The sequence below is a fragment of the Oceanobacillus senegalensis genome (assembly GCF_900176885.1).
Taxonomy (GTDB): Bacteria; Bacillota; Bacilli; order Bacillales; family Amphibacillaceae; genus Oceanobacillus; species Oceanobacillus senegalensis.
In genome coordinates, this window is sequence record NZ_LT839648.1 from 2,453,068 (window position 1) to 2,477,680 (window position 24,613).

The following is a 24,613-nucleotide window of genomic DNA, read 5'->3' on the forward strand; positions in this document are numbered from 1 at the left end:
GTGATGTATACGTGAATCAATCAAAACCGAAATTGTGGACGAAGGATTTTATTATCATATCGTCTGCCAATTTTTTCTTATACTTAGTCTTTTATTTATTACTCGTAACGATGGCTGTCTATGCAGTAGAGCAATTTAATGCTTCTGAGAGCCAAGGCGGACTTATTACCGGTATTTTTATTATCGGAACATTAATCGGACGACTATTTTTAGGACGATTGATTACCACTATCGGTAACAAAAAAATGCTCTATTTTGGACTCATTTTTTTCATTCTAACTACTGCTTTCTATTTTATCGATACTGGAATCACTGTTCTACTTATTACCCGTTTCTTACACGGTATCGCATTAGGTATGGCAAGTACGGCAACAGGAACAATTGTAGCCGGGGTAATACCTGAGAGTCGCAAAGGGGAAGGTATCGGGTTCTTTAGTATGAGCGTGACCCTTGCAACAGCCATTGGTCCATTTGTCGGAATTTATTTAAGTCAGCATACCAGCTATCAAAGCATTTTTGGATTTTGTCTTGCATTAGGAATCATTAGCTTGATCATTTCATTTTTTATTCATGTACCCGTTGTGAAAAAGCCTGAAAAAAGCCCGGAATCAAAAAAACTTAAACTATCTCATTTTATCGAACCAAGGGCACTGCCAGTTGGAATCGTAGTCGTGATTGTATCTATCTGCTATTCTAGTGTTCTATCATTTATTAATTTTTATGCCATTGAGATTAATTTGGTCGATGCAGCAAGTTTCTTTTTTGCAGTCTACGCCGTAGCCATATTGGTGTCACGACCTTTTACAGGACGATTAATGGATGTAAAAGGCGCAAACTGGGTCATGTATCCAGCCTTTCTTCTATTTGGGGCAGGGCTACTACTTTTAAGTATGACAGAAACCAGCACCCTTCTATTATTAGCCGGTGCCTTAATGGGATTCGGTTTCGGTAATATGCAATCAACCACACAGGCAATTTCGGTTAAGGTAACACCACCACATCGTGTGGGATTAGCAACGTCAACATACTTTATCGCCCTTGATGCTGGACTTGGCTTTGGACCATATCTCCTTGGATTCATCATTCCATTAACTGGATATCGAAATCTTTATATAATCATGGGGGTACTGGTACTCGTTACAATGATCCTTTATTACCTGTTATATGGTAGGAAGGAGTATGCTAGTTTGAGAGAAGCTGATGTAGCTTCGTGATGAATATATAGGGTAAACAAGAAATAGCCACCGCCTTTTTTATTGAGGGAGGGCTATTTCTTATAAACAACCTATTCTTTCACATAAAAAACCTCCGTAGCCGTTACCATAAGCTCAACAATTTGCTTGGACATATATTCAGGAGATGTTGAAAAGTCTTCTTCAATCCAACGTATAATTAACCCTGCAACACCGTGGGCACGGTAAATGTATAGCCATTTCGGATTAAGCTGTGTCCCCTCCTCTAATTCATATCGATACTCCGTGATGAACAAATCTTCAATCGCCCTTGCCATTTGATGGCGAAAGTCTACACGAATGTGGTTACTTAATAACAGTTTGAAAAGATTCCCATTTTCCTTGAAGTATCCAAACAAGGTAATATCTTCTATATCCATTTCTTTTAAATTCACTTTATTAATCGCTTTATAAGGATTGCGTATTTGCTCAATCATTTCAGTTAATACATCCTGAATTACTTCATTTAGCAAATTTTCCTTCGATTTAAAATTGGCATAAAATGTTCCTCGATTATAATTTGCTTCTCTTACAATTTCGGATATTGTTATGTCTTCGAAGTATTTTTGATAAAGCAATGTTAAAAAAGCCTGTTTAATGTCTGACTGAGAACGTTGAACTCGCTTATCGAGAAACTGTTTCAATTCCTTACTCACCTCATCCTCAGTATCATTGATTCGACAAAATCCTTCAACTTTAACGTACAAAATGTATTTATTTGTACAAAAACGAACAAAATAACATTTGTTGATTATTGAGTTTGGAAAACGGATAGGTATATAGTGAAGATGAAGAAACATTAATTTAGGGGGTAAACGAAATGACATTTCCAATTTTAGAGGATAAAGTTGCCATTGTTACAGGTGCTGCAATGGGTATGGGGAAAGAAACAGCGAAACTATTTGCTGAAGCAAAAGCAAAAGTTGTAATAGCTGATTTTAATGAAGAAAAAGGGAATGAAACCGTAAATGAAATTAAAGAAGCTGGTGGAGAAGCAGCTTTTGTTAAAGTAGATGTTTCTAAATCCGAACAAGTACAAGCTATGGTGAAATTCGCAGCAGATACGTATGGAAAATTAGACGTAGCTGTCAATAACGCCGCACTGACTCCAGATGACAAACCGGCTGCCGAATTTGATGAAGATTATTGGGATCGTTTAATCTCTGTTGATTTAACAGGTACAGCTCTCTGTCTAAAATATGAATTACAGCAGATGGAAAAACAAGGTAATGGTGGATCCATTATTAATATTTCTTCTGTAAGTGGCTTCCGTCCACAACCAAAAAACATTGCTTATGTTGCTGCCAAACATGGTGTCGTTGGAATGACAAAAGTCGCTGCATTAGAATATGGCTCACAAAATATTCGCGTGAACTCTGTGGCTCCAGGCGCTATTGATACACCTATGTTACGTGGTGCATTAGAACAGTTTAATTTAACAGAAGAAGAATATGCTCCACAACTAAGCTTACTAAACCGTTTCGGTCAACCAAGAGAAATTGCACAAGCAAGTCTTTGGCTAGCATCCGATGCATCTTCCTACGTGACAGGTACAACCATTCATGCAGATGCTGGTTATACTTCTCGTTAAGGGACGGTTCTATAGGGTTTATTATACAAAAGTGCGTAGTAATTTCTCTTTACTCCGCACTTTTTGTATATTATTTATCAATCTTTTACCTTTCAATCAGCAAAAAACAATCATTTATTTAGAAGTTGGCTAGATTGATAATTCGATAACAGCCACTCCACAACATCTAATTTATTTTCTTCACCTATTTCATGTTCCGTTTCATAGGTTTTATATAGGACGTAGGCACCCTCTTCTTTAAAAAACTCGTAATTTTGCTGGCCAACCTTTGGTGGAAAAATAGGATCAAGCTCACCATCTGTTAAGAAAACAGACAAATATGTGACCGGCTTCACTTGATATCTCTCTTTCATAAACGATGGAACATAGCCATTCATGGAAACAATTCCCCGGAGCATGGGATATTCCTTAACTTCCGTTCGATTTTCAGGCATTTTTACTTCATAGTAAAATGTTTTATGGACAAGCTCTCACCCTTCACTCTTACTTTAAATCTTTAAGTTAAACTTATTTTTACTGATAGAACCATTGTAAACTTCCCTATTACAATATCTAGTCTTCACTAGACATAGAATATACCTAACGGGGTTAGAGTAATCAATAATTTCATTTACCTTAAAAGATTAGAACCACTTTAATATTGAAGAAGGTTTTAAACCTTTTAGTATTTCTTGGAGATTTTTTGGTCTATTTTCATTATATATCTTCATAGAATTTAGCTTATCATTTATGATATTATGGTATCCTTATTTTTAGAATTACATAAAATTATTAATAAGGGGAAAGGTAACCTTTCTAAGAGATCCGGAGGTTATTATGAAAAAAAATATTCACGTAGTAGGGGCAATAATTATTGAAAGAGGTAAAATATTATGTGCACAACGAGGGCCTAATAAGACACTACCATATATGTGGGAATTCCCTGGAGGAAAAATAGAAAAGGGAGAAACTGCTGAGCAAGCATTAAAGCGAGAAATAAAGGAAGAAATAAAATGTAAAGTTGATGTTAGGGAAAAATTTGCATACACCATACACGAATATGAGTTTGGGATTGTTCATCTAATCACATATATATGCAAACTAATAACGGGAGAACCCGAGTTAACCGAACATTTACAGACAAAGTGGTTAAAAAAAGAAGAACTTTCATCATTAGATTGGGCACCAGCGGACATTCCTACTATCGAAAAATTAATTAATAAGTATTAAGTGTTAGAAAGAGGTGCGACTATCTTGAAAGAGGGCATCTATGAGGAAATAATTAATATAAAGATGAAAGAAAAGTTGGATTTATTTGATATAAAAGATTTCCAGTTAGAAAAGGAAACTTTAGATGTAGAAGAAGCTCGTAAGTTTTTGTCTTCTTATATCTCTAATGTAACAAGAAAAGCCCTTCAATACCTAAGAGACAAAGAAACTAACGACAAAGAGGCTTTATTAAAACAAATAAAAGCGTGTAATGAATTAATTATTACTTTAAGCCAACAATTAGATGAAGAAGAATTTGAACGGTTACAGATTGATGATAAAGGAGAAGTTCTCCATTCCATTTATTCCAAAATAAATTCAGTTAAAGGGATAAAAAAAGAGAAACCGATTCGGCCTGTTACCCCTATATCAGAAAGCACTCTTTTTACCGGTTCTAAAAGTGAGCCTGATATGCTTAGTGAGTTAAAAAAAGAAATATTATCATCTGATCAGCTTGATTTTCTAGTTTCATTTGTAAAGTGGAGTGGTATTCGCTGTATTATAGAAGAATTAAAAGCATTTACAGAAAACGGGGGAAAACTTAGGGTTATTACGACTTCCTATATGGAAGCAACGGATTATAAGGCAATCATCGAACTAAGTAAATTGAAAAACACAGAGATAAAGATATCATATGATATAGATCGTACCCGCCTTCATGCAAAAGCATATATGTTTAAACGGGAAACAGGTTTTACGACAGCATACATAGGGTCATCCAATCTCTCAAATCCCGCCTTAACCTCTGGACTAGAATGGAATATGAAGGTCACAGAAAAGGATTCCCCGGATATCATTAGAAAATTTGAAGCGACTTTTGAAAGTTATTGGAATGATGGTGAATTTAAAGATTTTAAAGGTGACGAGGAAGCAAGTAAAAGAAAATTAAAACACGCATTAAGCAGGAAAAAACAACTAGTAGAAAACGACATCCACTTCAAATTAGACATACAGCCCTATCACTACCAAAAAGAAATGTTAGACAATTTACAAGCTGAAAGGGAAGTCTTTGGAAGAAATAGAAATTTACTAGTTGCAGCTACCGGTGTAGGAAAAACCGTTATCTCAGCCTTCGACTATAAAAAGTTCATACAAAAAAACACAAATAATACGAAATTACTTTTCGTTGCACATCGAGAGGAAATATTAAAGCAAAGTAGAGATACATTTAGAGCTATTCTAAAAGACTTTAATTTTGGTGATTTATTGGTAGGAGGTAGCACTCCTAATTCACTTGATCACTTATTTGTTAGTATACAATCCTTTAATAGTATGAATTTACATGAGAAGGTAACAGATGATTTTTATGACTTTATTATAGTAGACGAATTCCATCATGCTGCAGCGAATTCATATCAAACTTTATTAAGCTATTTCAAACCTAAAATACTGTTGGGTTTAACAGCAACTCCTGAAAGAATGGATGGACAAGATATTACAAAGTATTTCGACGGGAAGATTGCTTCTGAAATGAGGCTAACGGAAGCTATTGACAGAAAGCTTTTAAGTCCATTTCAGTACTTTGGAGTTAGTGACACAGTTGATTTGTCTTCACTTAAATGGAGCAGAAAAGGCTATGACTTGAAAGAATTAGAAAATGTATATACGAATAATAGAATTCGTAGTAATCAAATAATTAATAGTTTATATAAGTACGTCACAGATATAGATGATGTCAAAGGACTCGGATTCTGTGCTGGAATAGAACATGCTAAATACATGGCGCAAGTTTTTAATGAGAGAAATATCCCTGCCGTAGCGTTACATGGGGATTCAGACAAAGAAGTAAGGAGAAGTTCACAACGTAAATTATCAGCAGGAAAGATAAGTTTTATCTTCGTCGCTGACCTCTATAATGAGGGTGTTGATATACCAGACGTCAACACTATTCTATTCTTACGTCCTACTAATAGTCTAACTGTCTTTCTTCAACAACTAGGGAGAGGATTAAGACTAGCTGAGGGAAAAGAATGTCTTACTGTTTTAGACTTTATTGGACAAGCCCATAAGAAATATAATTTTGAAGAAAAGTTCCGCACACTAGTTGGGAAAACAAAACATTCCATAGAGTATTATGTTGATAATGGATTTTCAGATTTACCAAGAGGAAGTTTTATCTTACTGGAAAAACAGGCAAAGGAATATGTTCTTAGGAATATTAAGGCATCTAAAAATACAAAACAAAATTTAATTAACAAAATGAAAACTTTTGAACAAGACACTGGATTAGAACTTACTTTATTTAATTTTCTAAATCACAACAACTTATCTCTATATGACTTTTATGGAAGAAACGGTAATCGTTCATTCCAACGCATGATGGTTGAAGCTGGTTTAAGTCAAGATTTTTTCTGTGAAAACGAAGATAAAATAGTTAAAAGGTTTCACAAATTATTTCCATTAAATTCAAAAAAAATTCTAGACTTCTTCATTAAATATGTTCAAACAGCTGGAGAATATCATATAAAAAATAAAGAAGAAAAATTAATGGAAAATATGTTATATTATTCTTTTTATAAAAAAGAGCCATCGAAAGAAGGTTTGGCTACAATTAATGACGGTTTAAAGAGAATTTTCGAAAATAAACATATTCAAATGGAAATCCTTCAGATACTAGAATTTAGTTACTATTCAATTAAAACAATAGAAATTGAAAATGAGTTTGATTTCATCACACCTTTAACTGTCCACTCTACTTATACCAAGGAACAAATAATGGCGGCGTTAGGATATTTTAATGAAGAAAAGTGCCCTGCATTTAGGGAAGGGGTTAAACATTTCAAAGATAAGAAATTAGACATATTTTTTACTACGCTAAACAAGTCAGAGAAAGATTTTTCACCATCAACATTATACGAAGATTACGCAATAAATGAGGAATTATTTCATTGGCAAACACAGAGTACATTAACGGAGTCAAGTAGAACAGCACAAAGGTATATTAATCATAAGTCATTAGACCATAAAATAGCCTTATTTGTTAGGGAATATAAACAAGAAAATGGATACACAGCACCATTTACATTTTTAGGAACGTGCGACTATGTAAGCCATTCAGGAGAAAAACCTATTAGTTTTATATGGAGACTAAAAAATCAATTACCACCAGAACTACTGCCTAAGGCCAATAAAAGTATTATCTAGATGAAATGATAATGGTAGAAAACAGGTGTCTCCCCTACAACTTTATAGAATAGCTAGAATAGAGGATGTGGCACCAGTTTTCTTTTTCACTATAATTTATGATTTACATGGCTGCGAACATATTAATTTATAATAATATTTTGTGGTATCTTTAATATTTCTTTAATTAATTGAATAGTTTGGCCTACTTCTTGCCTTATTAATCACATTATAAGTAGCCTCTACTTAATCATGGATTATTAATAGGGATGGATAAACGCTCCATCCCTATATCAAGAGTTTACGAGTCTCTTTTTTATCTAACCTCAGCCATCCCCATCACCCATGCTCTTTCACCATCCTCCTATACCTTATTCGGTCTGCTATCCCCGACCCTAGGATAACCCCAGTTACAATGAAAACAAACCCTAAGAAATGGGCGATTGTTATTTTTTCACCTAAAAATAAAAACGAGCCTATCAATGCGAAAAATGGTGTTAGATTCATAAAGATGGATGATTTTCCCGGACCAATATATTGAATCGCATGATTGTAAAGGAATTGGCCAACTGCTGTTGCAAGTATAGCGGAACCAAGAAATACACTCCAGCCAAGGGCAGTTCCATCCTTCAAGCTAGAAAGGCCATTTGGCTCCATAATCATACTTAGTAAAAATAATAAAAAAGATCCTAACATTAACGTATATCCTGTTACAAGTCTTGCTCCCATGGTTTCTGTAGCCTTTTTTATATAAATGAAGCTGATTGCTTGTGTAAGTACAGCTAGAAAAATATAAATATCTCCGAGGTTAAACGTGAAACTAGCACCATTTCCAACAAGAATAACTAATGAAACCCCGAAAAGACCAAAAAATATACCTACCATTCGCATTATCGAAAGACGTTCCTTTAACAGGATACTTGCCAGAATGGAGGTAAACAGTGGTACTAACCCTAAAATCAAACCCGAACTAGATGCCGTTGTTTGTGTCAATCCGACTGATAGGAAGAAATGATGTCCTAAAACCCCTGTTATCGAAATTAGGGAGATATATAGAAGTTCCTTTTTCTTCGGTAGACGAATCTGTTTTTTCAAGCCTAAAATTAAAACTACAACCGTTGCAGCTAAAAATATGCGGAAGGACGTAATGGTAACTGCAGCAAATTCTCCTACAATCACTTTAATGGCAATTACATTAAATCCCCACATAACCATGACCAACATAAGCTGCCCATAAATCAGAGACTTCCCCAATGAATTCCCTTCTTTCCTGTAATATTCTTATTTTCTAAACCTACTCAAATGGTAACAGATAAAGAAAGAAATTGCCCTAGAATGGTCTTATCGAAACGAACTAATTAGAGATAATTTGCTTTTTGTAGATACCTTTAAAAGGTATGTCGTATTCTGATTTTCATTCCAGATATACTTGAACTTAAAGAAACTTTAAAAGAACATACGATTCACCGCACTTCCCGAATTTTGCCGAATCATTTTATCCCGCGAAAAAGCCTTAGCATAGTAGGAATATCTACTTATCCTAAGGCTAGTTTCTATTCTAAATTGGCATGTCTACCATACATCGTATCTGATGTTAACCCTTTTTCAGACATCAACTTTAAAATGACCGCATCATAAAATAATAGAAGAGATTGTTCAAATAATGACCCCATCGGTTGTATCGATTTTTGACTGTCACCATTATCTTTTGCTTGCGCATTAATTTTGACGCTGAAATCAGCTAAATGACCAATTGGCGATTCGGGGTTAATCGTTATTAAAGCAACTTTTGCCCCAATGCTTTTCGCTTTTTCAGCCATGACAGCAAGTGTTTTCGTGCCACCTGAACCACTACCAACGATAAGTAAATCGTCTTCTTCCAAATTAGGTGTCACGGTCTCTCCAACCACATAGGCTTCCAAACCAATATGCATCATGCGCATCGCAAATGCCTTTGCCATTAAACCAGAGCGACCTGCGCCAGCCACAAATACTTTCTTTGCTTGTAAGATTTCATCCGCTAATTCTTCCAATTCTTCATCATTTATGGTGAGAAGTGACTTTTCAAGCTCCTTTAATATCGTACCTGTATAAGAAGTTTCTACTTCCATATTAAACAGTAACCCCTTGTTCCATCTGTTCTTTCATGCTTTTAGCTACTTCATTTTTATTTTCCTGATTAGCAATTCCACCACCAACGATAATTAAATCCGGTTGTGCATTAATTGCCTCTTGTAGGGTTTCTTGTTTGATTCCACCTGCTATTGCTGTTTTAGCATTTTTAACCACTTCTTTAATCTTACGAAGGTCCGCAAATGAGTCTTTCCCCTCCGCTTGCAAGTCATAACCTGTATGGACACAAATATAATCAGCTCCAAGCTTGTCTAATTCTTCTGCACGAGACTGGATATCTTTTACCCCAATCATATCTACTAAAACTTCTATTCCCTGTTTTTTCGCTTCTTCTATGGCGCCTTTAATAGAAGTATCTTCCGCTTGAGCTAGGATTGTTACAATATCTGCCCCAGCTTCTGCCGCACCAGCAACTTCATAAGCTGCTGCATCCATGATTTTTTCATCTGCCAACACTTCAAGCTCAGGAAATGCTGCCTTCATTTCTTTTACTGCACGAAGACCTTCTCTATTAATAACAGGTGTACCAAGTTCGACTATATCAATATGATCTTTTACCTCTTTTACTAACTCAATTGCTTCCTCTGTATTAACAAGATCTAATGCTAATTGTAATTTCATTCATCTTTCCCCTTCCTGGAATTTGATTATATATTCACTATAAACCTAACTCTTCCATTATGTAAGTACGCACTTTAAACTCATATAGTGATAAATAGTATACTGTGTAAAAAAATAAAGCTGTTTCTGAAGGGGGTTAGTCTTTAAGCAATATATTTAGAATGAGAATAAGCAGTATCATACTATCTTGATTTTTAGAGTTACTGCACATTTTCCTTCAACAGCGAGCTAAAAAGCAACAATATATACGAAAAAAGCCAAAAAAATAAGTATAGTGCACCTTCGCACTATACCTATTTACTAGCACTTTCTTTTATCACAATGTCATGCGTTAACGATTCTTCTAAATAATCTTTATAAGACCTTCCCCAGTCATACATCTGTTCAAGGATAGGCATCAACGTTTTCCCTTGAGGCGTTAAGGAATATTCCACTTTGGGTGGGACGACAGGATAGACTTCCCTATGAACGATCAAATCAGATTCCAGTTCACGGAGTTGTGTAACAAGCATCCTTTGGGTAATCCCTGGTATCATTCTTTTTAGTTGATTAAACCGTATAGTACCTTCCTTCCCCAAATGCCAAAGGATGATCATTTTCCATTTACCGCCAATCACCTCTAATGTAAGTTCTTTTTCACAATTGTACTGCTTCTCACATACATGACCCAATCTATCTGCTCCCCCTCTTATAGTATACTTTTTGATACTATATACTTAATAAACATCTACTAATAACTAGTATACCAAAACAAAGCCAATATCCCAAATAAACAACCGCCCTATGAGCCATCACCCTGCTTATCACTTAACAGCCACTACATCAACCAATACTTCCTTCACTGCCTGAATAATATCTTCTACCTGTGGCACGGCAGCTTTCTCTAAATCCGGACTAAATGGAACAGGAACAGCTTCTCCACCTAGGCGTTTTATGGGCGCAGCCAGGTGATAAAATGCTTCACTTTCAGCAACCATGCTAGCAATTTCTCCACCAAATCCTCCTCGTTTTACTGCTTCATGAACCACGACAAGGTGACGGGTTTTCATCACTGATTGAATGATGGTTTCTTCGTCCAACGGTACAAGTGTTCTTGGATCAATTACTTCGACATGAATACCTTCTTTTTCTAATTCAGCTGCAGCGTCTAATGCTCGATGTACCATTATTGCGGTAGCAACGATCGTTACATCCATACCTTTGTGTTTGATATCTGCTTTACCTAATGGAATACAATAGGGCTTTTCTGGCACTTCGCTCTTTGTTTTATACAATAGCTTATGCTCGTAAAAAATCACCGGATTGTCATCATCTATCGCTGCCTTTAATAATCCTTTTGCATCATAGGCTGTAGAAGGCTGCACCACTTTTAATCCCGGAATATGAGCAACCCATGCTTCTAAACTTTGCGAATGCTGGGCAGCTGCTCCAGTTCCAGATCCACTAGGCGTTCTTAAGAGCAATGGAACCTTCCCTTTTCCACCATACATATACCGTATTTTAGCAGCTTGGTTCACCAGTTGATCCATGGCAATCGTGATAAAGTCAGAGAATTGCAGTTCTATAATGGGACGCATTCCGGTAAGAGCGGAACCCACCGCTACTCCAGCAATTGCCACCTCACTAATTGGAGTATTACGCACACGTTCTGGACCGAACTCTTCTATCATTCCCTTTGTGACACCGAAGCCACCACCATATACGCCAATATCTTCTCCCATTAAAAATACATCATCATTTTTTCGCATTTCTTGACTCATTGTTTCTCTCACTGCTTCAAGATAAGTTAGTTCTCTCAAAAGTGCTCCCCCCTATGCATAAACATCTGTTAGCAGCTCATCTTTGGGTGGCATCGGACTATTCTTCGCAAACTCTACGGCAGCATCAATCTCTTGATTTGCTTCTAGTACGAGTGCTTTTGCCTTTTTCTTTGTTAAAATTCCTTCCTCCACTAACACCTTTTCAAATCGGATGATAGGATCTTTTTTACGCCATTCCCTTTCTTCTTCATGCGTACGATATTTCAAGCCATCACTCTTTGAATGTCCCTTCCATCGATACGTTTTAGCCTCTATCAAAGTAGGCCCTCCTCCTTTACGCGCTCGTTCAGTTGCTTTATAAGTTTCATTCATTACCTCGATTAGGTCATTCCCATCTACTATGACACTTGGAATTCCGTAAGCAAGCGCCCGTTCTGCAATATGTTCAATATTTACCATTTCAGATATTGAACTAGACATCCCATATTGATTATTCTCACAGAAAAACACAACGGGTAAATCCCATATCGACGCCAGATTAACTGCCTCATGAAAACTCCCTTCATTCGTAGCACCATCACCAAAAAAACAGACCGTAACATAGTTAAGTTTCTTCATATGAGCAGTAAGGGCTGCTCCAACGGCTAACGGTATTCCACCACCAACAATTCCATTCGCGCCTAAATTTCCACGATCTAAGTCAGCAATATGCATTGATCCTCCTTTCCCCTTACAGTAGCCTGTTATTTTTCCAAACATCTCAGCCATCATCTTATCCACGTAGGCCCCTTTAGCAATGGAATGACCATGACCTCGGTGGGTACTCGTTATTTTATCCGCATCTTTTAATACAGCACATGCTCCCACAGCGGTAGCTTCCTGCCCAACCGATAAATGGGTAGTACCATGCATAAGGCCTTTAGCAAAAAATTGTTCTAACCTTTCATCAAAAAGCCGAATAAGCCACATTTGCTTGTAAAGATGTATGAGTTTTTCGCTTGATATATCCGGAATGAGTTTCATCCGTTTAACCTCCTATTCGAATAGATTCTCTCTTTCACTCAAATAACCCCAGCCCAACTGTTCAAACATACAGCATAGGACTGGGGATAGATAACCTAAGACAGTTATAAAGTGATTATTCTTTTATTCGGCATAAAATTGCAAAAATCGATTATACGTCGATCGAGCTACCTTGGTATCATTCGTACCATGAACAATAGCACGCCCGTCTTTGAAGAAAACCATCCGATAATCCTCAAACTCACAAGATAGTAAAAATGGATTGATAACCGGTTTGGTAGCCGTACCTTTTAAGCCCTCTAAAAAGATAGAAAGTTCAAATGTCCGTGTTGTAGCAGGTCGAATCTGTACCGCGTCCCTCCCGCATAACACATCGGATTTTGTTTGATTCTCAAATTGCAGGTACGGATAGGTTCGCTCCTTTCCACAGGTTGGACAATCTTCATTTTTTAAACGCATCACATTGATTTCTGCTTTTTCATCCTTCCAAATATCCAGTGACTTAAGCAACGGTTTAACAGGTTCTCCTGATAAGATTTTTAAAACTTGGGTTACTTGTGTTGCGGCAACCATTTGAACGATGGGGCTAATCACACCAACAGTTTCACAGGTCATCCCATCGATTGGTAAATGGTTTAATAAACAATGGAGACAGGGTGTTTGTTCTGGAATAACTGGAAACATGGTACCATAACTCGCAACACAGGCCCCCATAATAAAGGGAATACCAAGTTTGACAGCTGCATCATTCACGATTAGTCTCGTTTCAAAATTATCTGTAGCATCAACAATAACATCATGCCCTTTTATCATTTGTTCGATATTTAAACCATGGACATCGCTAACAAGACTATGTATGGTTATTTCACTATTAATCTGTTGCAGCCTATTTTTGGCTGCAACTGCTTTAGGCAGCTTATTTCTAGCATCTTCCTCACTGTAAAGCTGTTGCCTTTGTAAATTACTCCATTCCACATAGTCACGGTCCACAATGGTCAGTTCTCCAACACCAGCCCTTGCTAGCATTTCCGCACTACTGGAACCGAGGGCACCTGCCCCCATGATGAACGCGCTGCCATCCTGTACTCTTTTTTGTGATTCTTTTCCAATAAATAGTTCCTGTCGTGAGTAACGACTGTTCACGATCCTACCATCCCTGTTGTTGGACTGCTCGCAACTGCATAGTCTTTTTCTTCAATACGCCCTGCCTCATATCCTAACCTACCAGCTTCTAACGCAAGTTTAACAGCTCTAGCCATTTTAACAGGATCATTAGCACCAGAAACCGCCGTATTAAGGAGAATACCATCTGCCCCCAGTTCCATCGCATAGGTAACATCCTTAGGAGAACCGATTCCCGCATCCACAATCACAGGAACCTTGGTTTGTTCGATAATAAATTGTAAATTTAATGGATTAATAATCCCTTTTCCTGAACCAATCGGGCTTGCACCTGGCATAATCGCATGGGAACCAAGCTCTTCCAAACGTTTGGCCAGCACGACATCATCTGAAGTATATGGAAGTACAATAAACCCTTCTTCAAGTAACATTTCCGTCGCTTTTAATGTTTCAACCGGATCAGGTAAAAGGGTTCGGTTGTCTCCAATCACCTCTACCTTAATCATGTCACATAAACCGGATGCCTTTGCCAGTTTTGCGATTCGAACAGCTTCCTCCGCTGTTTTTGCCCCTGCTGTATTTGGAAGCAGGGTATAGTTACTTAAGTCTAGTTGTTCTAGAAAATTGGGTTGACCTTCCTCAAAAATATCCATTCTTCTAACCGCAAACGTTAAAATTTCTGTTTCCGATACAGCAACAGCCTCTTTTTGAATATCAAATGAGGGATATTTTCCTGTCCCTAATAAAAGGCGTGACTGAAAGGTTTGATTAGCAATCTTTAACATATTTATCCTCCTCCTACAAAATGAACAATTTCAACGACATCACCATTCGAGAGTTTCTTAGATTCATAATCTTCTTTTATAACAATATCCTGATTTACCTCTACCACAGCAATACGAGATTGTAAGTTATAATGGCCCAAAAGTTTTCCTACTGAATCAACTTCTTTTGGAAGTTCTACTTGTTTTCCGTTTAACTGAAGATTCAACCCTTTCACCTCCTAAACCATCGTGCGCTGCCTGCGATTCAAACGAAATGCCTCCACCCAATCGGGATTAACTTCCTTCCCAACAATGAGATCACGAATCATTTCACCAGTTGCCGGAGCAAGTAATATTCCATTGCGATAATGACCGCAAGCAACGAAAATTCGATCCTCTTCTGGATGCCTCCCAATTAAAGGATCTCCATCAAAAGTTCTTGGCCTTAACCCCGCCGTAACACCGGATATTTTCAACTCCGGCACGGTCGTGAGCAAGGCCTTTGCTTTGTCAATTAAAAAATTTACCCCCTGAAGGCTTACCGTATCACTCCAATCATTCTCCACCATCGTTGCACCAATAATCAGCTCTCCATTATTTCTAGGAACGATGTAACAACTATCATGAAACAGCGTATGTCTTAAAACTGGCTTTTCATAGCGGACAATGATACTTTCCCCTTTCACCGGTGTAAGCTCTTCTGCTATTCCTAGGTTTTTAAATAATCCATTGCTAAAAACCCCAGTAGCAACAACTACATGCCTCGCTTCGACATCCCCCTGCGTTGTTTGAACAATATAGTTGCCATCTTTCTTCTCGATACCATAGACGTAATGGTTTTCAAATAGGGATGCACCAAGGATCTGTGCACTTTTGGCAAAACTCTCACATGCATTTGTAGGGATAACGCTAACATCATCCTTCATGTAAGCTGCACCTAACACATTGGGGGATACAGTCGGTTCCATTTTCTTTACTTCTCTATTATCCAGCCAATCTACTGACGGCAGCTCTAGAAGGGAATGGAGACCATGTTTATCCTCTTCTGAAAAAGTTAGCTTTAAAATCCCCCCCTTTCTATATCCTAAGTCAACACCACTATATTCATATAACTCATCCTTTAACTTGGTATATTCCTTTTGACTAGACCTTGCGAATGGAAAAAAGCTAGGAGAATCGTCATTGCTTTCTGAATGTGCTCCAAGCATTCCGGCAGCAGCACTCGTTGTTTTCTCTCCTATTCTTTCCCCTTCCAATACGGCAACATCAACCTTTTCCTTCGCTAAATAGTAAGCAACCGAGCAGCCAATGATTCCTCCACCGATTACCACTACTTCATATCTTTGCTTCATTATGAATCGCCTCACTGAATTTTTTACTTACCAAATTGGGAGTGTCTGATTGAAAAATACTAGACATTACTGCAATCCCATCTGTTTTCACCTGCTTCATTAACGGAATTTTGTCTAACGTTATACCACCAATTGCATAGACAGGAATCTTCAGTTCCTTTTTCATTTGTAAAATCGGTTCGATTCCATTAGGCGGTATTCCCTTTTTGCTATTGGTTTCAAAACAGTGCCCGTATAACACATAATCCGCCCCATCCCTTTCTGCAGCCTTTGCCTTCTCAAACGAATGAACACTGGAACCTACCCGTATTTGTGTGTAACGTTGTTTTACTATTTTCACCGGTAGACCATGCTCCGGTAAATGGAGATTCGGTATGTCCTTAAGAAGTGCCACATCTAATCGATCATTGATGATGATTTTCTCTTTCTTCACACCACCGGTATGTAAAAAATCCAGTAAAGTCACAATTTCTCGAATAGATTTCGACTTTTCACGAATTTGTACAAAGTCTACCTTATCTTTTATAGCAATAATCGTTTCAGCAAGCCTCTCTATAGAATGTTTATCATCGGTAACAGCGATTAGTTTCATGTAATCCCCCCTAATGGACTTCACGTGTCACGTAGGTTTGCTTTCCTTCACTCTTATCAGCTTTCCACTTTAGCCAGAATAAGTGATTGAATATTGGTAATTTTCCAATTACAACTCAACAAGAAATAATGGGTCACCGTTTAAATAAAAGCCAACTATAACCATTTTTTCGCATAAAAAAACCACTCTCCCATAGGAAAGTGGTTTTGTATTTATATAACATCTCAAAAATACATTGTCGTGCTTACCACTTCCCTACGCAGGTACAATCCTGTTCAGGTTAGAAGGGTTTCAAAGTAAACTACTTTTTTCTCAGCCCTTATCAAGGGTTCCCCTAGTGAAACGATAATCATATTTAATTTTCATAATAAACATAACATAAAAGTTAACACTTTGGAAGGGTAAATTTGGAAGAATATTCTGCTACACTACTTAATATAGGCATCTTACAACCTCAACAAGGAGGACAGCCAGTTTAACACATGCTAAATTCATTTCCTCGCCCAAATCATCCCTCTTACAACCTCTGGGTTAGGTCCACCAGTAATATTTCTTCGTTCTACAAAACAGGTCGGGTCTACAATCTTAGTCCAATCTTCATAAGATAATTTTACATCACCTAGCCATTCATTAACCTGGTTAACCGGAATATCATATAATTGTTTTCCCTCAGCATCTGCATTTTTCGCTATCACACTAGCCTTGGAGTGAGCCTTACGGAAAGAGACACCATAATCACGAGCTAGAACGTCTGCCAGTTCGGTGATAGTAATCATATTCTCTCTTGCTTGCTGATAAGCTCGGTCCTTATTAAATTCCATCGTAAGTATTACCGCCCGCATCAAGCGTAATACACGCGTTGCTTTTTGATAGCCTGCATAAAGATGTGGTTGCATGTCATCTTCGGTATCATTGATATCGCCATAAGGTGTATTATGTACCATATGGATAACAGCAAGCCCCTCCGCTGCAGCACTACTACTAATAGCACGAGAATGTTCCAATGAAACAGGGTTCCTTTTTTGTGGCATGATGCTGCTAATTTGTACATAAGCATCTGATACTTTAATTAACCCAACTTCTTTGGATGCCATTCGTAAAAATTCCTGAATCCATCTTCCCATATTGATCATCAAACTAACCAATACTTGTGCCGCTTCCACTAAATAATCTCCTGTGGCAATGGCATCATAAGAATTTTCAACAAGACCATCAAATCCTAAGAGCTCTGCAACTCGTTCTCGGTTAATGGGAAAACCTGTCGTTGTAATCGCTGCTGCTCCCATTGGAGATTGATTAACAATTCGATAAGCTTCTTTTAACCGATGAATATCTCGTTGTACATTATCAAATATAGCAACAAGATAATGGCCGAAAGTTGTTGGCTGTGCGGGTTGAGTATGCGTATGCGCTGGCATAATAGTGTCTACATGCTGTTCAGCCTGATAAAGAATGGCTTCCCCTAGTTTTTCAGCATTTGCTATCGTCTGTTTCAGATAATCTCGGATAACAATTCGATACATTGACTCACCCATATCATTTCTGCTTTTGGCAATATGCATTTTGCCTGCCAACTCTTCCCCAATAATTTCCCCAATCTTAGACTCTACTAAGAAAAATAGGTCCTCATACTGAGATGAATATTCCAATTCCTCTCGATCCATCGATTCTACTTGTTTCACACCAGCTAAAATTTTCTCCGCTTCTTCTTTGGTTAAAATCCCCTGCTCCTGAAGCATTGTCGTATGGGCTTTATGAATCAGAAACATCGAATCAAAGAGATGTTCTTTTTGGTCATAAAATACAGGTCTCAATAATTCTTCCGCATAAGTTTTCCCAGGGAAGATCTTCCCCTCTACCGATTCAAATTCTTCTTTAGTTGTCACCATAACTTAGCACCTCCATTTTAATATAGACTGTTTTATAAAGGGTTGTTGATTTGTCGCAAAATCTATAGATGCGCAGTAACTTCACCTGAAATCTGGAGCTTAAATACCGCTGCGGAAATACACTACGCTTTCCGTGGGAGCTGCTGAGCCTCCTCCGAGCTAACGCTCTCCGTAGTCTCACCTAGGCTTTTCATCCCACTGGAGTCTTCGTGTATTTCCTTCGCTGGTTGGTGCTAAACATCACACACCTTCTATTTATGTCAAAAATTTATTCACATATTGAATAGTGAATTGGAATGGAGTGCAGTTGCCTCCTTGAAAATACTATCCGCTTTTCTAACGAAGATGTCATGCTCACGAAGCCTTCCTTGTCCTGTGAATAGCACGTCTATAATGTATTTACGTATCGGTATTATTTATACTATATTGATTTTTAAAGTTACTGCGCATTTTCTTTCAATTACGAGATAATATACAACAAAGCTCAATCCAAATATTATTTACAATGCATTATCTGCTTTTACTTTAAAGAACTTACTCGAAATAATCATGACAATTGCTATTAATCCAACCTGAATCATTCCATAGGCAGCTGCTTGCCCCATATTAAACATCCGTAATTGGTTCATGATTTCAATGGATATCGGTCGGTTTCCTAATGTATAGAGTAGTACGGATGTTGGGAACTCACCGACCGCTTGCACGAAAGCTAGTAATGTACCACTTAACACACCAGGTAAAATGATAGGAATAACAACTCTTCTAAATGTATAGAACCATTTGGCACCCAAGTTCTGTGCGGCTTCCTCAATCGAATCATCCATTTGCTCTAATACTGCAGTTGTCGAACGAACAACTAATGGAATAAACCTAATAAAGTATGCCAGTGGCAGAATCCAAAAGGTACCTACTAATACTTGACCAAATGAAAATACAGATGGTTCATTAAATGCCAACACCATATTCATCCCGACTACCGTTGCAGGTAATACCCACGGGATCATCACAAGAATATCCAATAGGTTTTTCCCGACAAACTTACGCTTAACCAATGCATAGGAGGTAATAATTCCAAATACAAATACACCAATACAAGCAATGAAGGACATAATTAAACTATTTCTAACAGGATCCCAGATGTTTGGATCTTCAAACAGTAAACGATAGTTTTCTAGATTGAACACCTGCGGATACGTTTGCCATGTCCATCCACCTTCTGGAACAAGGGATAAAATAAGTAAGGTTGCGTGTGGCAATAACAGTACAATCATAGCTAAGATTCCAATTGTCACCATCACCCATTTTAATAATGGGTTACTAACTTCACTACGATGGGCACCTATTCCCTTACTTGCCATACGATAATCTTTTCGATTTTGATACCAACGCATAAATAGTAAGAAGGAAATAGAAACCATCGTTAGGACGACAGATTGGGTTGCTGCCATTTCTAAGTCACCATTAATTTTAGAAAAATAGATTTGCAAACTTAAAACACGAAATCCCCCGGCTAATAAAAATGGTGCACTAAATGATGCCATCGATACCATGAAAACAAGTAAAGATGCAGCAACGATACCGGGAGTTAACAATGGAAAAGTAACCTTCCTAAACACCCTAAATCGGTTTGCACCGAGATTATATGCAGACTCCTCCAAGGAAGGATCGATATTATTTAATGCCGAAGATGTCGTCATATAAAAATAAGGGTACATCGTATAGGCATGAACAATGAGAATGCCAGAAATTCCGCCAATGCTAAAGGGTACCTCAGATAAGTTAAATAAGTCCTTCATGATATTCGGAACTAAACCAGCTTCTCCATATAAATACATAAAAGCCATGACACCTACTAGGGATGGCAAAACAATAGGCATAATCGCAATCTGTGAGAAAAATATCCTCCCAGGAAAATCATACCGGTTAAAAATGTAGGCTAGTGGAATACCGATTAACGCACTAAAAAATACGGATAATAGAGATATCCAAACCGAATTCCATAATGCTTCTAAATTGGCTTCTGCTTTTTCTCCAAAAAAGTCTTGATAATTCTGTAAGCTAAAGGTTCCCTCTTTTTTAAAACTTTCAATCATGGTTTCAATAGACGGATATAAGACATATCCGACTAGAACAAGAATAATAGGGATTAATAGTAGAATGGTTTTTCTTTTTTCAGCATTTAACATGTGATCACGTCCTTGCCTTTGGAATCACGCGTATTTGATCAGCTGGAAGCCGTACAGTAACCTTCTTACCTTCACTTAAATATGTACTTGGACCTTCATTTAAATCCGTTGTTCTTATCATCAAACCATCTTGAAGTGTTACATAAGTATGAACAGATGCACCTGTAAATTGAACAAGAGAAACCTCTCCCTGGAGTATATTTTCCATTTCCTCCTTTTCCTCAACGATTTGAACTGCTTCTGGTCGTATAGACATAACGAGTTCATCTGAATCATCATAAGAAGCAATATTCAATTTGTTATCGTTTACAAAAATAGAAGTATCTAAATCTTCATTCCGGTAAATCTTCTGGGTCTCTGTCTGATTTTCAAATGTGATAGGAAGTAGATTTGTCTCCCCGATAAATTCAGCTACAAAATCATTGACGGGCTCATTATAGATTTCAGTCGGTGTGCCGACTTGTTGGCATACCCCCATATTAAAAACCGCTATTCGATCACTCATTGTCAAGGCTTCTACCTGGTCATGGGTAACATAGATGGTGGTAATGCCATAATCCCTTTGCAAGCGCAAAATTTCATTACGCATTTCATCTCGTAGTCTAGCATCCAAGTTACTAAGTGGTTCATCTAATAAGAGAATATCCGGCTCAATAACTAATGCACGTGCTAATGCAACACGCTGTTGCTGTCCACCACTTAATTGACTCACTTGTCTGTCGATATATTGCTCCAAACGTACTTTTTTCAGAACATCTTCTACTCTTTTTTTCGTTTCACTTTTATTCATCTTTCTTACCTTTAAACCAAAAGCCACATTTTCAAAGACAGTCATATGTGGGAATAATGCATAATTTTGGAAAACCATGCCCGTATTTCTTTTCTCCGGTGGTACCGTAGTCATATCTTTATCATTAAACAAAACCTTCCCCTTCGTAGGATAGTAGAATCCAGCAATCATGCGAAGAGTTGTTGTTTTACCACATCCACTCGGACCGAGAAAAGTAAAAAATTNATTTTCTAGCGAAGATGTCATGCTCACGAAGCCTTCCTTGTCCTGTGAATAGCACGTCTATAATGTATTTACGTATCGGTATTATTTATACTATATTGATTTTTAAAGTTACTGCGCATTTTCTTTCAATTACGAGATAATATACAACAAAGCTCAATCCAAATATTATTTACAATGCATTATCTGCTTTTACTTTAAAGAACTTACTCGAAATAATCATGACAATTGCTATTAATCCAACCTGAATCATTCCATAGGCAGCTGCTTGCCCCATATTAAACATCCGTAATTGGTTCATGATTTCAATGGATATCGGTCGGTTTCCTAATGTATAGAGTAGTACGGATGTTGGGAACTCACCGACCGCTTGCACGAAAGCTAGTAATGTACCACTTAACACACCAGGTAAAATGATAGGAATAACAACTCTTCTAAATGTATAGAACCATTTGGCACCCAAGTTCTGTGCGGCTTCCTCAATCGAATCATCCATTTGCTCTAATACTGCAGTTGTCGAACGAACAACTAATGGAATAAACCTAATAAAGTATGCCAGTGGCAGAATCCAAAAGGTACCTACTAATACTTGACCAAATGAAAATACAGATGGTTCATTAAATGCCAACACCATATTCATCCCGACTACCGTTGCAGGTAATACCCACGGGATCATCACAAGAATATCCAATAGGTTTTTCCCGACAAACTTACGCTTAACCAATGCATAGGAGGTAATAATTCCAAATACAAATACACCAATACAAGCAATGAAGGACATAATTAAACTATTTCTAACAGGATCCCAGATGTTTGGATCTTCAAACAGTAAACGATAGTTTTCTAGATTGAACACCTGCGGATACGTTTGCCATGTCCATCCACCTTCTGGAACAAGGGATAAAATAAGTAAGGTTGCGTGTGGCAATAACAGTACAATCATAGCTAAGATTCCAATTGTCACCATCACCCATTTTAATAATGGGTTACTAACTTCACTACGATGGGCACCTATTCCCTTACTTGCCATACGATAATCTTTTCGATTTTGATACCAACGCATAAATAGTAAGAAGGAAATAGAAACCATCGTTAGGACGACAGATTGGGTTGCTGCCATTTCTAAGTCACCATTAATTTTAGAAAAATAGATTTGCAAACTTAAAACACGAAATCCCCCGGCTAATAAAAATGGTGCACTAAATGATGCCATCGATACCATGAAAACAAGTAAAGATGCAGCAACGATACCGGGAGTTAACAATGGAAAAGTAACCTTCCTAAACACCCTAAATCGGTTTGCACCGAGATTATATGCAGACTCCTCCAAGGAAGGATCGATATTATTTAATGCCGAAGATGTCGTCATATAAAAATAAGGGTACATCGTATAGGCATGAACAATGAGAATGCCAGAAATTCCGCCAATGCTAAAGGGTACCTCAGATAAGTTAAATAAGTCCTTCATGATATTCGGAACTAAACCAGCTTCTCCATATAAATACATAAAAGCCATGACACCTACTAGGGATGGCAAAACAATAGGCATAATCGCAATCTGTGAGAAAAATATCCTCCCAGGAAAATCATACCGGTTAAAAATGTAGGCTAGTGGAATACCGATTAACGCACTAAAAAATACGGATAATAGAGATATCCAAACCGAATTCCATAATGCTTCTAAATTGGCTTCTGCTTTTTCTCCAAAAAAGTCTTGATAATTCTGTAAGCTAAAGGTTCCCTCTTTTTTAAAACTTTCAATCATGGTTTCAATAGACGGATATAAGACATATCCGACTAGAACAAGAATAATAGGGATTAATAGTAGAATGGTTTTTCTTTTTTCAGCATTTAACATGTGATCACGTCCTTGCCTTTGGAATCACGCGTATTTGATCAGCTGGAAGCCGTACAGTAACCTTCTTACCTTCACTTAAATATGTACTTGGACCTTCATTTAAATCCGTTGTTCTTATCATCAAACCATCTTGAAGTGTTACATAAGTATGAACAGATGCACCTGTAAATTGAACAAGAGAAACCTCTCCCTGGAGTATATTTTCCATTTCCTCCTTTTCCTCAACGATTTGAACTGCTTCTGGTCGTATAGACATAACGAGTTCATCTGAATCATCATAAGAAGCAATATTCAATTTGTTATCGTTTACAAAAATAGAAGTATCTAAATCTTCATTCCGGTAAATCTTCTGGGTCTCTGTCTGATTTTCAAATGTGATAGGAAGTAGATTTGTCTCCCCGATAAATTCAGCTACAAAATCATTGACGGGCTCATTATAGATTTCAGTCGGTGTGCCGACTTGTTGGCATACCCCCATATTAAAAACCGCTATTCGATCACTCATTGTCAAGGCTTCTACCTGGTCATGGGTAACATAGATGGTGGTAATGCCATAATCCCTTTGCAAGCGCAAAATTTCATTACGCATTTCATCTCGTAGTCTAGCATCCAAGTTACTAAGTGGTTCATCTAATAAGAGAATATCCGGCTCAATAACTAATGCACGTGCTAATGCAACACGCTGTTGCTGTCCACCACTTAATTGACTCACTTGTCTGTCGATATATTGCTCCAAACGTACTTTTTTCAGAACATCTTCTACTCTTTTTTTCGTTTCACTTTTATTCATCTTTCTTACCTTTAAACCAAAAGCCACATTTTCAAAGACAGTCATATGTGGGAATAATGCATAATTTTGGAAAACCATGCCCGTATTTCTTTTCTCCGGTGGTACCGTAGTCATATCTTTATCATTAAACAAAACCTTCCCCTTCGTAGGATAGTAGAATCCAGCAATCATGCGAAGAGTTGTTGTTTTACCACATCCACTCGGACCGAGAAAAGTAAAAAATTCACCTTCATTAATTAATAGATTTAATTCTTTGACTGCTGTTACATGACCAAATTGTTTTGTTATCGTTGATAAATTAACGGTTGACATAACAA

Annotated in this window: 22 protein-coding genes and 1 riboswitch; of the genes, 4 read left to right on the top strand and 18 right to left on the bottom strand. The window is 37.4% G+C overall.

The window, feature by feature from the left end; translation table 11 throughout:
• Positions 1 to 11 precede the first annotated feature (11 nt).
• Positions 12 to 1,214: an MFS transporter gene (locus CAO17_RS11925; protein WP_085992974.1), complete on the top strand. Its 1,203-nt coding sequence runs from the start codon at positions 12 to 14 to the stop codon at positions 1,212 to 1,214.
• A gap of 71 nt (positions 1,215 to 1,285) precedes the next feature.
• On the opposite strand, the gene CAO17_RS11930 is transcribed toward CAO17_RS11925, so the two are convergent.
• The gene (locus tag CAO17_RS11930) at positions 1,286 to 1,876 is read right to left on the bottom strand and encodes a TetR/AcrR family transcriptional regulator (RefSeq protein WP_085992975.1); all 591 of its coding nucleotides are present in this window, start codon (positions 1,874 to 1,876) and stop codon (positions 1,286 to 1,288) included.
• Positions 1,877 to 2,052: 176 nt separating this feature from the next.
• Here CAO17_RS11930 and CAO17_RS11935 point away from each other — a divergent pair, with 176 nt between their 5' ends.
• Positions 2,053 to 2,823: an SDR family NAD(P)-dependent oxidoreductase gene (locus tag CAO17_RS11935; protein ID WP_085992976.1), complete on the top strand. Its 771-nt coding sequence runs from the start codon at positions 2,053 to 2,055 to the stop codon at positions 2,821 to 2,823.
• Between the two features lie 110 nt (positions 2,824 to 2,933).
• Here the strand turns inward: CAO17_RS11935 and CAO17_RS11940 are convergent, their stop codons facing one another.
• Entirely contained in the window at positions 2,934 to 3,257 is a 324-nt protein-coding gene (locus CAO17_RS11940; RefSeq protein WP_085992977.1) for an alpha/beta hydrolase, read from the bottom strand.
• A gap of 382 nt (positions 3,258 to 3,639) precedes the next feature.
• Between CAO17_RS11940 and CAO17_RS11945 the strand changes: the two genes are divergently transcribed.
• Entirely contained in the window at positions 3,640 to 4,032 is a 393-nt protein-coding gene (locus CAO17_RS11945) for a (deoxy)nucleoside triphosphate pyrophosphohydrolase (RefSeq protein WP_085992978.1), read from the top strand.
• Positions 4,033 to 4,053: 21 nt separating this feature from the next.
• Entirely contained in the window at positions 4,054 to 7,215 is a 3,162-nt protein-coding gene (locus tag CAO17_RS11950; RefSeq protein ID WP_218775598.1) for a DEAD/DEAH box helicase, read from the top strand.
• 318 nt (positions 7,216 to 7,533) lie between these two features.
• On the opposite strand, the gene CAO17_RS11955 is transcribed toward CAO17_RS11950, so the two are convergent.
• From CAO17_RS11955 to CAO17_RS12030, 16 genes are all read right to left on the bottom strand, one after another.
• Positions 7,534 to 8,448 carry a DMT family transporter gene (locus CAO17_RS11955; RefSeq protein ID WP_085992980.1) on the bottom strand — a complete coding sequence of 305 codons (915 nt, stop codon included), beginning with the start codon at positions 8,446 to 8,448 and terminating at the stop codon, positions 7,534 to 7,536.
• Positions 8,449 to 8,747: 299 nt separating this feature from the next.
• Entirely contained in the window at positions 8,748 to 9,305 is a 558-nt protein-coding gene (hxlB, locus tag CAO17_RS11960) for a 6-phospho-3-hexuloisomerase (RefSeq protein WP_085992981.1), read from the bottom strand.
• A gap of 1 nt (position 9,306) precedes the next feature.
• Complete coding sequence (gene hxlA / locus CAO17_RS11965; protein ID WP_085992982.1) at positions 9,307 to 9,948, bottom strand: 3-hexulose-6-phosphate synthase; 642 nt, start codon at positions 9,946 to 9,948, stop codon at positions 9,307 to 9,309.
• Positions 9,949 to 10,241: 293 nt separating this feature from the next.
• Positions 10,242 to 10,619, bottom strand: a complete 378-nt coding sequence (locus tag CAO17_RS11970; RefSeq protein WP_085992983.1) for a winged helix-turn-helix transcriptional regulator — start codon at positions 10,617 to 10,619, stop codon at positions 10,242 to 10,244.
• Between the two features lie 132 nt (positions 10,620 to 10,751).
• Positions 10,752 to 11,747, bottom strand: coding sequence for an alpha-ketoacid dehydrogenase subunit beta (locus CAO17_RS11975; protein ID WP_085992984.1), 996 nt, complete (start codon positions 11,745 to 11,747; stop codon positions 10,752 to 10,754).
• Between the two features lie 12 nt (positions 11,748 to 11,759).
• Positions 11,760 to 12,731, bottom strand: a complete 972-nt coding sequence (locus CAO17_RS11980) for a thiamine pyrophosphate-dependent dehydrogenase E1 component subunit alpha (RefSeq protein ID WP_085992985.1) — start codon at positions 12,729 to 12,731, stop codon at positions 11,760 to 11,762.
• A gap of 123 nt (positions 12,732 to 12,854) precedes the next feature.
• Positions 12,855 to 13,874: a ThiF family adenylyltransferase gene (locus CAO17_RS11985; RefSeq protein WP_085992986.1), complete on the bottom strand. Its 1,020-nt coding sequence runs from the start codon at positions 13,872 to 13,874 to the stop codon at positions 12,855 to 12,857.
• Positions 13,871 to 14,638, bottom strand: a complete 768-nt coding sequence (locus tag CAO17_RS11990) for a thiazole synthase (protein WP_085992987.1) — start codon at positions 14,636 to 14,638, stop codon at positions 13,871 to 13,873. Before CAO17_RS11990 ends, CAO17_RS11985 begins: the two co-directional genes overlap by 4 nt.
• Positions 14,639 to 14,640: 2 nt before the next feature.
• Entirely contained in the window at positions 14,641 to 14,844 is a 204-nt protein-coding gene (gene thiS, locus CAO17_RS11995) for a sulfur carrier protein ThiS (RefSeq protein WP_085992988.1), read from the bottom strand.
• Between the two features lie 12 nt (positions 14,845 to 14,856).
• Positions 14,857 to 15,969: a glycine oxidase ThiO gene (thiO, locus tag CAO17_RS12000; RefSeq protein WP_085992989.1), complete on the bottom strand. Its 1,113-nt coding sequence runs from the start codon at positions 15,967 to 15,969 to the stop codon at positions 14,857 to 14,859.
• Positions 15,953 to 16,561: a thiamine phosphate synthase gene (locus CAO17_RS12005; protein ID WP_085992990.1), complete on the bottom strand. Its 609-nt coding sequence runs from the start codon at positions 16,559 to 16,561 to the stop codon at positions 15,953 to 15,955. Before CAO17_RS12005 ends, thiO begins: the two co-directional genes overlap by 17 nt.
• A 235-nt stretch (positions 16,562 to 16,796) precedes the next feature.
• A riboswitch (TPP riboswitch) is annotated at positions 16,797 to 16,907 on the bottom strand.
• A 145-nt stretch (positions 16,908 to 17,052) separates the two neighbouring features.
• Positions 17,053 to 18,450 (bottom strand): argininosuccinate lyase, encoded by a 1,398-nt coding sequence (argH, locus tag CAO17_RS12010; protein ID WP_085992991.1) that lies wholly within the window; start codon positions 18,448 to 18,450, stop codon positions 17,053 to 17,055.
• Between the two features lie 500 nt (positions 18,451 to 18,950).
• The gene (locus CAO17_RS12015; RefSeq protein WP_085992383.1) at positions 18,951 to 20,636 is read right to left on the bottom strand and encodes an ABC transporter permease; all 1,686 of its coding nucleotides are present in this window, start codon (positions 20,634 to 20,636) and stop codon (positions 18,951 to 18,953) included.
• Between the two features lie 4 nt (positions 20,637 to 20,640).
• Complete coding sequence (locus tag CAO17_RS12020; RefSeq protein WP_085992992.1) at positions 20,641 to 21,672, bottom strand: ABC transporter ATP-binding protein; 1,032 nt, start codon at positions 21,670 to 21,672, stop codon at positions 20,641 to 20,643.
• 148 nt (positions 21,673 to 21,820) lie between these two features.
• Entirely contained in the window at positions 21,821 to 23,506 is a 1,686-nt protein-coding gene (locus CAO17_RS12025) for an ABC transporter permease (RefSeq protein ID WP_085992383.1), read from the bottom strand.
• A 4-nt stretch (positions 23,507 to 23,510) separates the two neighbouring features.
• Positions 23,511 to 24,608 carry an ABC transporter ATP-binding protein gene (locus CAO17_RS12030; protein ID WP_085992384.1) on the bottom strand — a complete coding sequence of 366 codons (1,098 nt, stop codon included), beginning with the start codon at positions 24,606 to 24,608 and terminating at the stop codon, positions 23,511 to 23,513.
• Positions 24,609 to 24,613 lie beyond the last annotated feature (5 nt).

Coding starts and splice junctions, on each gene's coding strand:
- CAO17_RS11935 (WP_085992976.1), top strand. CDS start 2,053: ATGACATTTCCAATTTTAGAGGATAAAGTTGCCATTGTTACAGGTGCT.
- CAO17_RS11940 (WP_085992977.1), bottom strand. CDS start 3,257: ATGCCTGAAAATCGAACGGAAGTTAAGGAATATCCCATGCTCCGGGGA.
- CAO17_RS11945 (WP_085992978.1), top strand. CDS start 3,640: ATGAAAAAAAATATTCACGTAGTAGGGGCAATAATTATTGAAAGAGGT.
- hxlB (WP_085992981.1), bottom strand. CDS start 9,305: ATGGAAGTAGAAACTTCTTATACAGGTACGATATTAAAGGAGCTTGAA.
- hxlA (WP_085992982.1), bottom strand. CDS start 9,948: ATGAAATTACAATTAGCATTAGATCTTGTTAATACAGAGGAAGCAATT.
- CAO17_RS11980 (WP_085992985.1), bottom strand. CDS start 12,731: ATGAAACTCATTCCGGATATATCAAGCGAAAAACTCATACATCTTTAC.
- CAO17_RS11990 (WP_085992987.1), bottom strand. CDS start 14,638: ATGTTAAAGATTGCTAATCAAACCTTTCAGTCACGCCTTTTATTAGGG.
- thiO (WP_085992989.1), bottom strand. CDS start 15,969: ATGAAGCAAAGATATGAAGTAGTGGTAATCGGTGGAGGAATCATTGGC.
- CAO17_RS12005 (WP_085992990.1), bottom strand. CDS start 16,561: ATGAAACTAATCGCTGTTACCGATGATAAACATTCTATAGAGAGGCTT.
- argH (WP_085992991.1), bottom strand. CDS start 18,450: ATGGTGACAACTAAAGAAGAATTTGAATCGGTAGAGGGGAAGATCTTC.
- CAO17_RS12015 (WP_085992383.1), bottom strand. CDS start 20,636: ATGTTAAATGCTGAAAAAAGAAAAACCATTCTACTATTAATCCCTATT.
- CAO17_RS12025 (WP_085992383.1), bottom strand. CDS start 23,506: ATGTTAAATGCTGAAAAAAGAAAAACCATTCTACTATTAATCCCTATT.
- CAO17_RS12030 (WP_085992384.1), bottom strand. CDS start 24,608: ATGTCAACCGTTAATTTATCAACGATAACAAAACAATTTGGTCATGTA.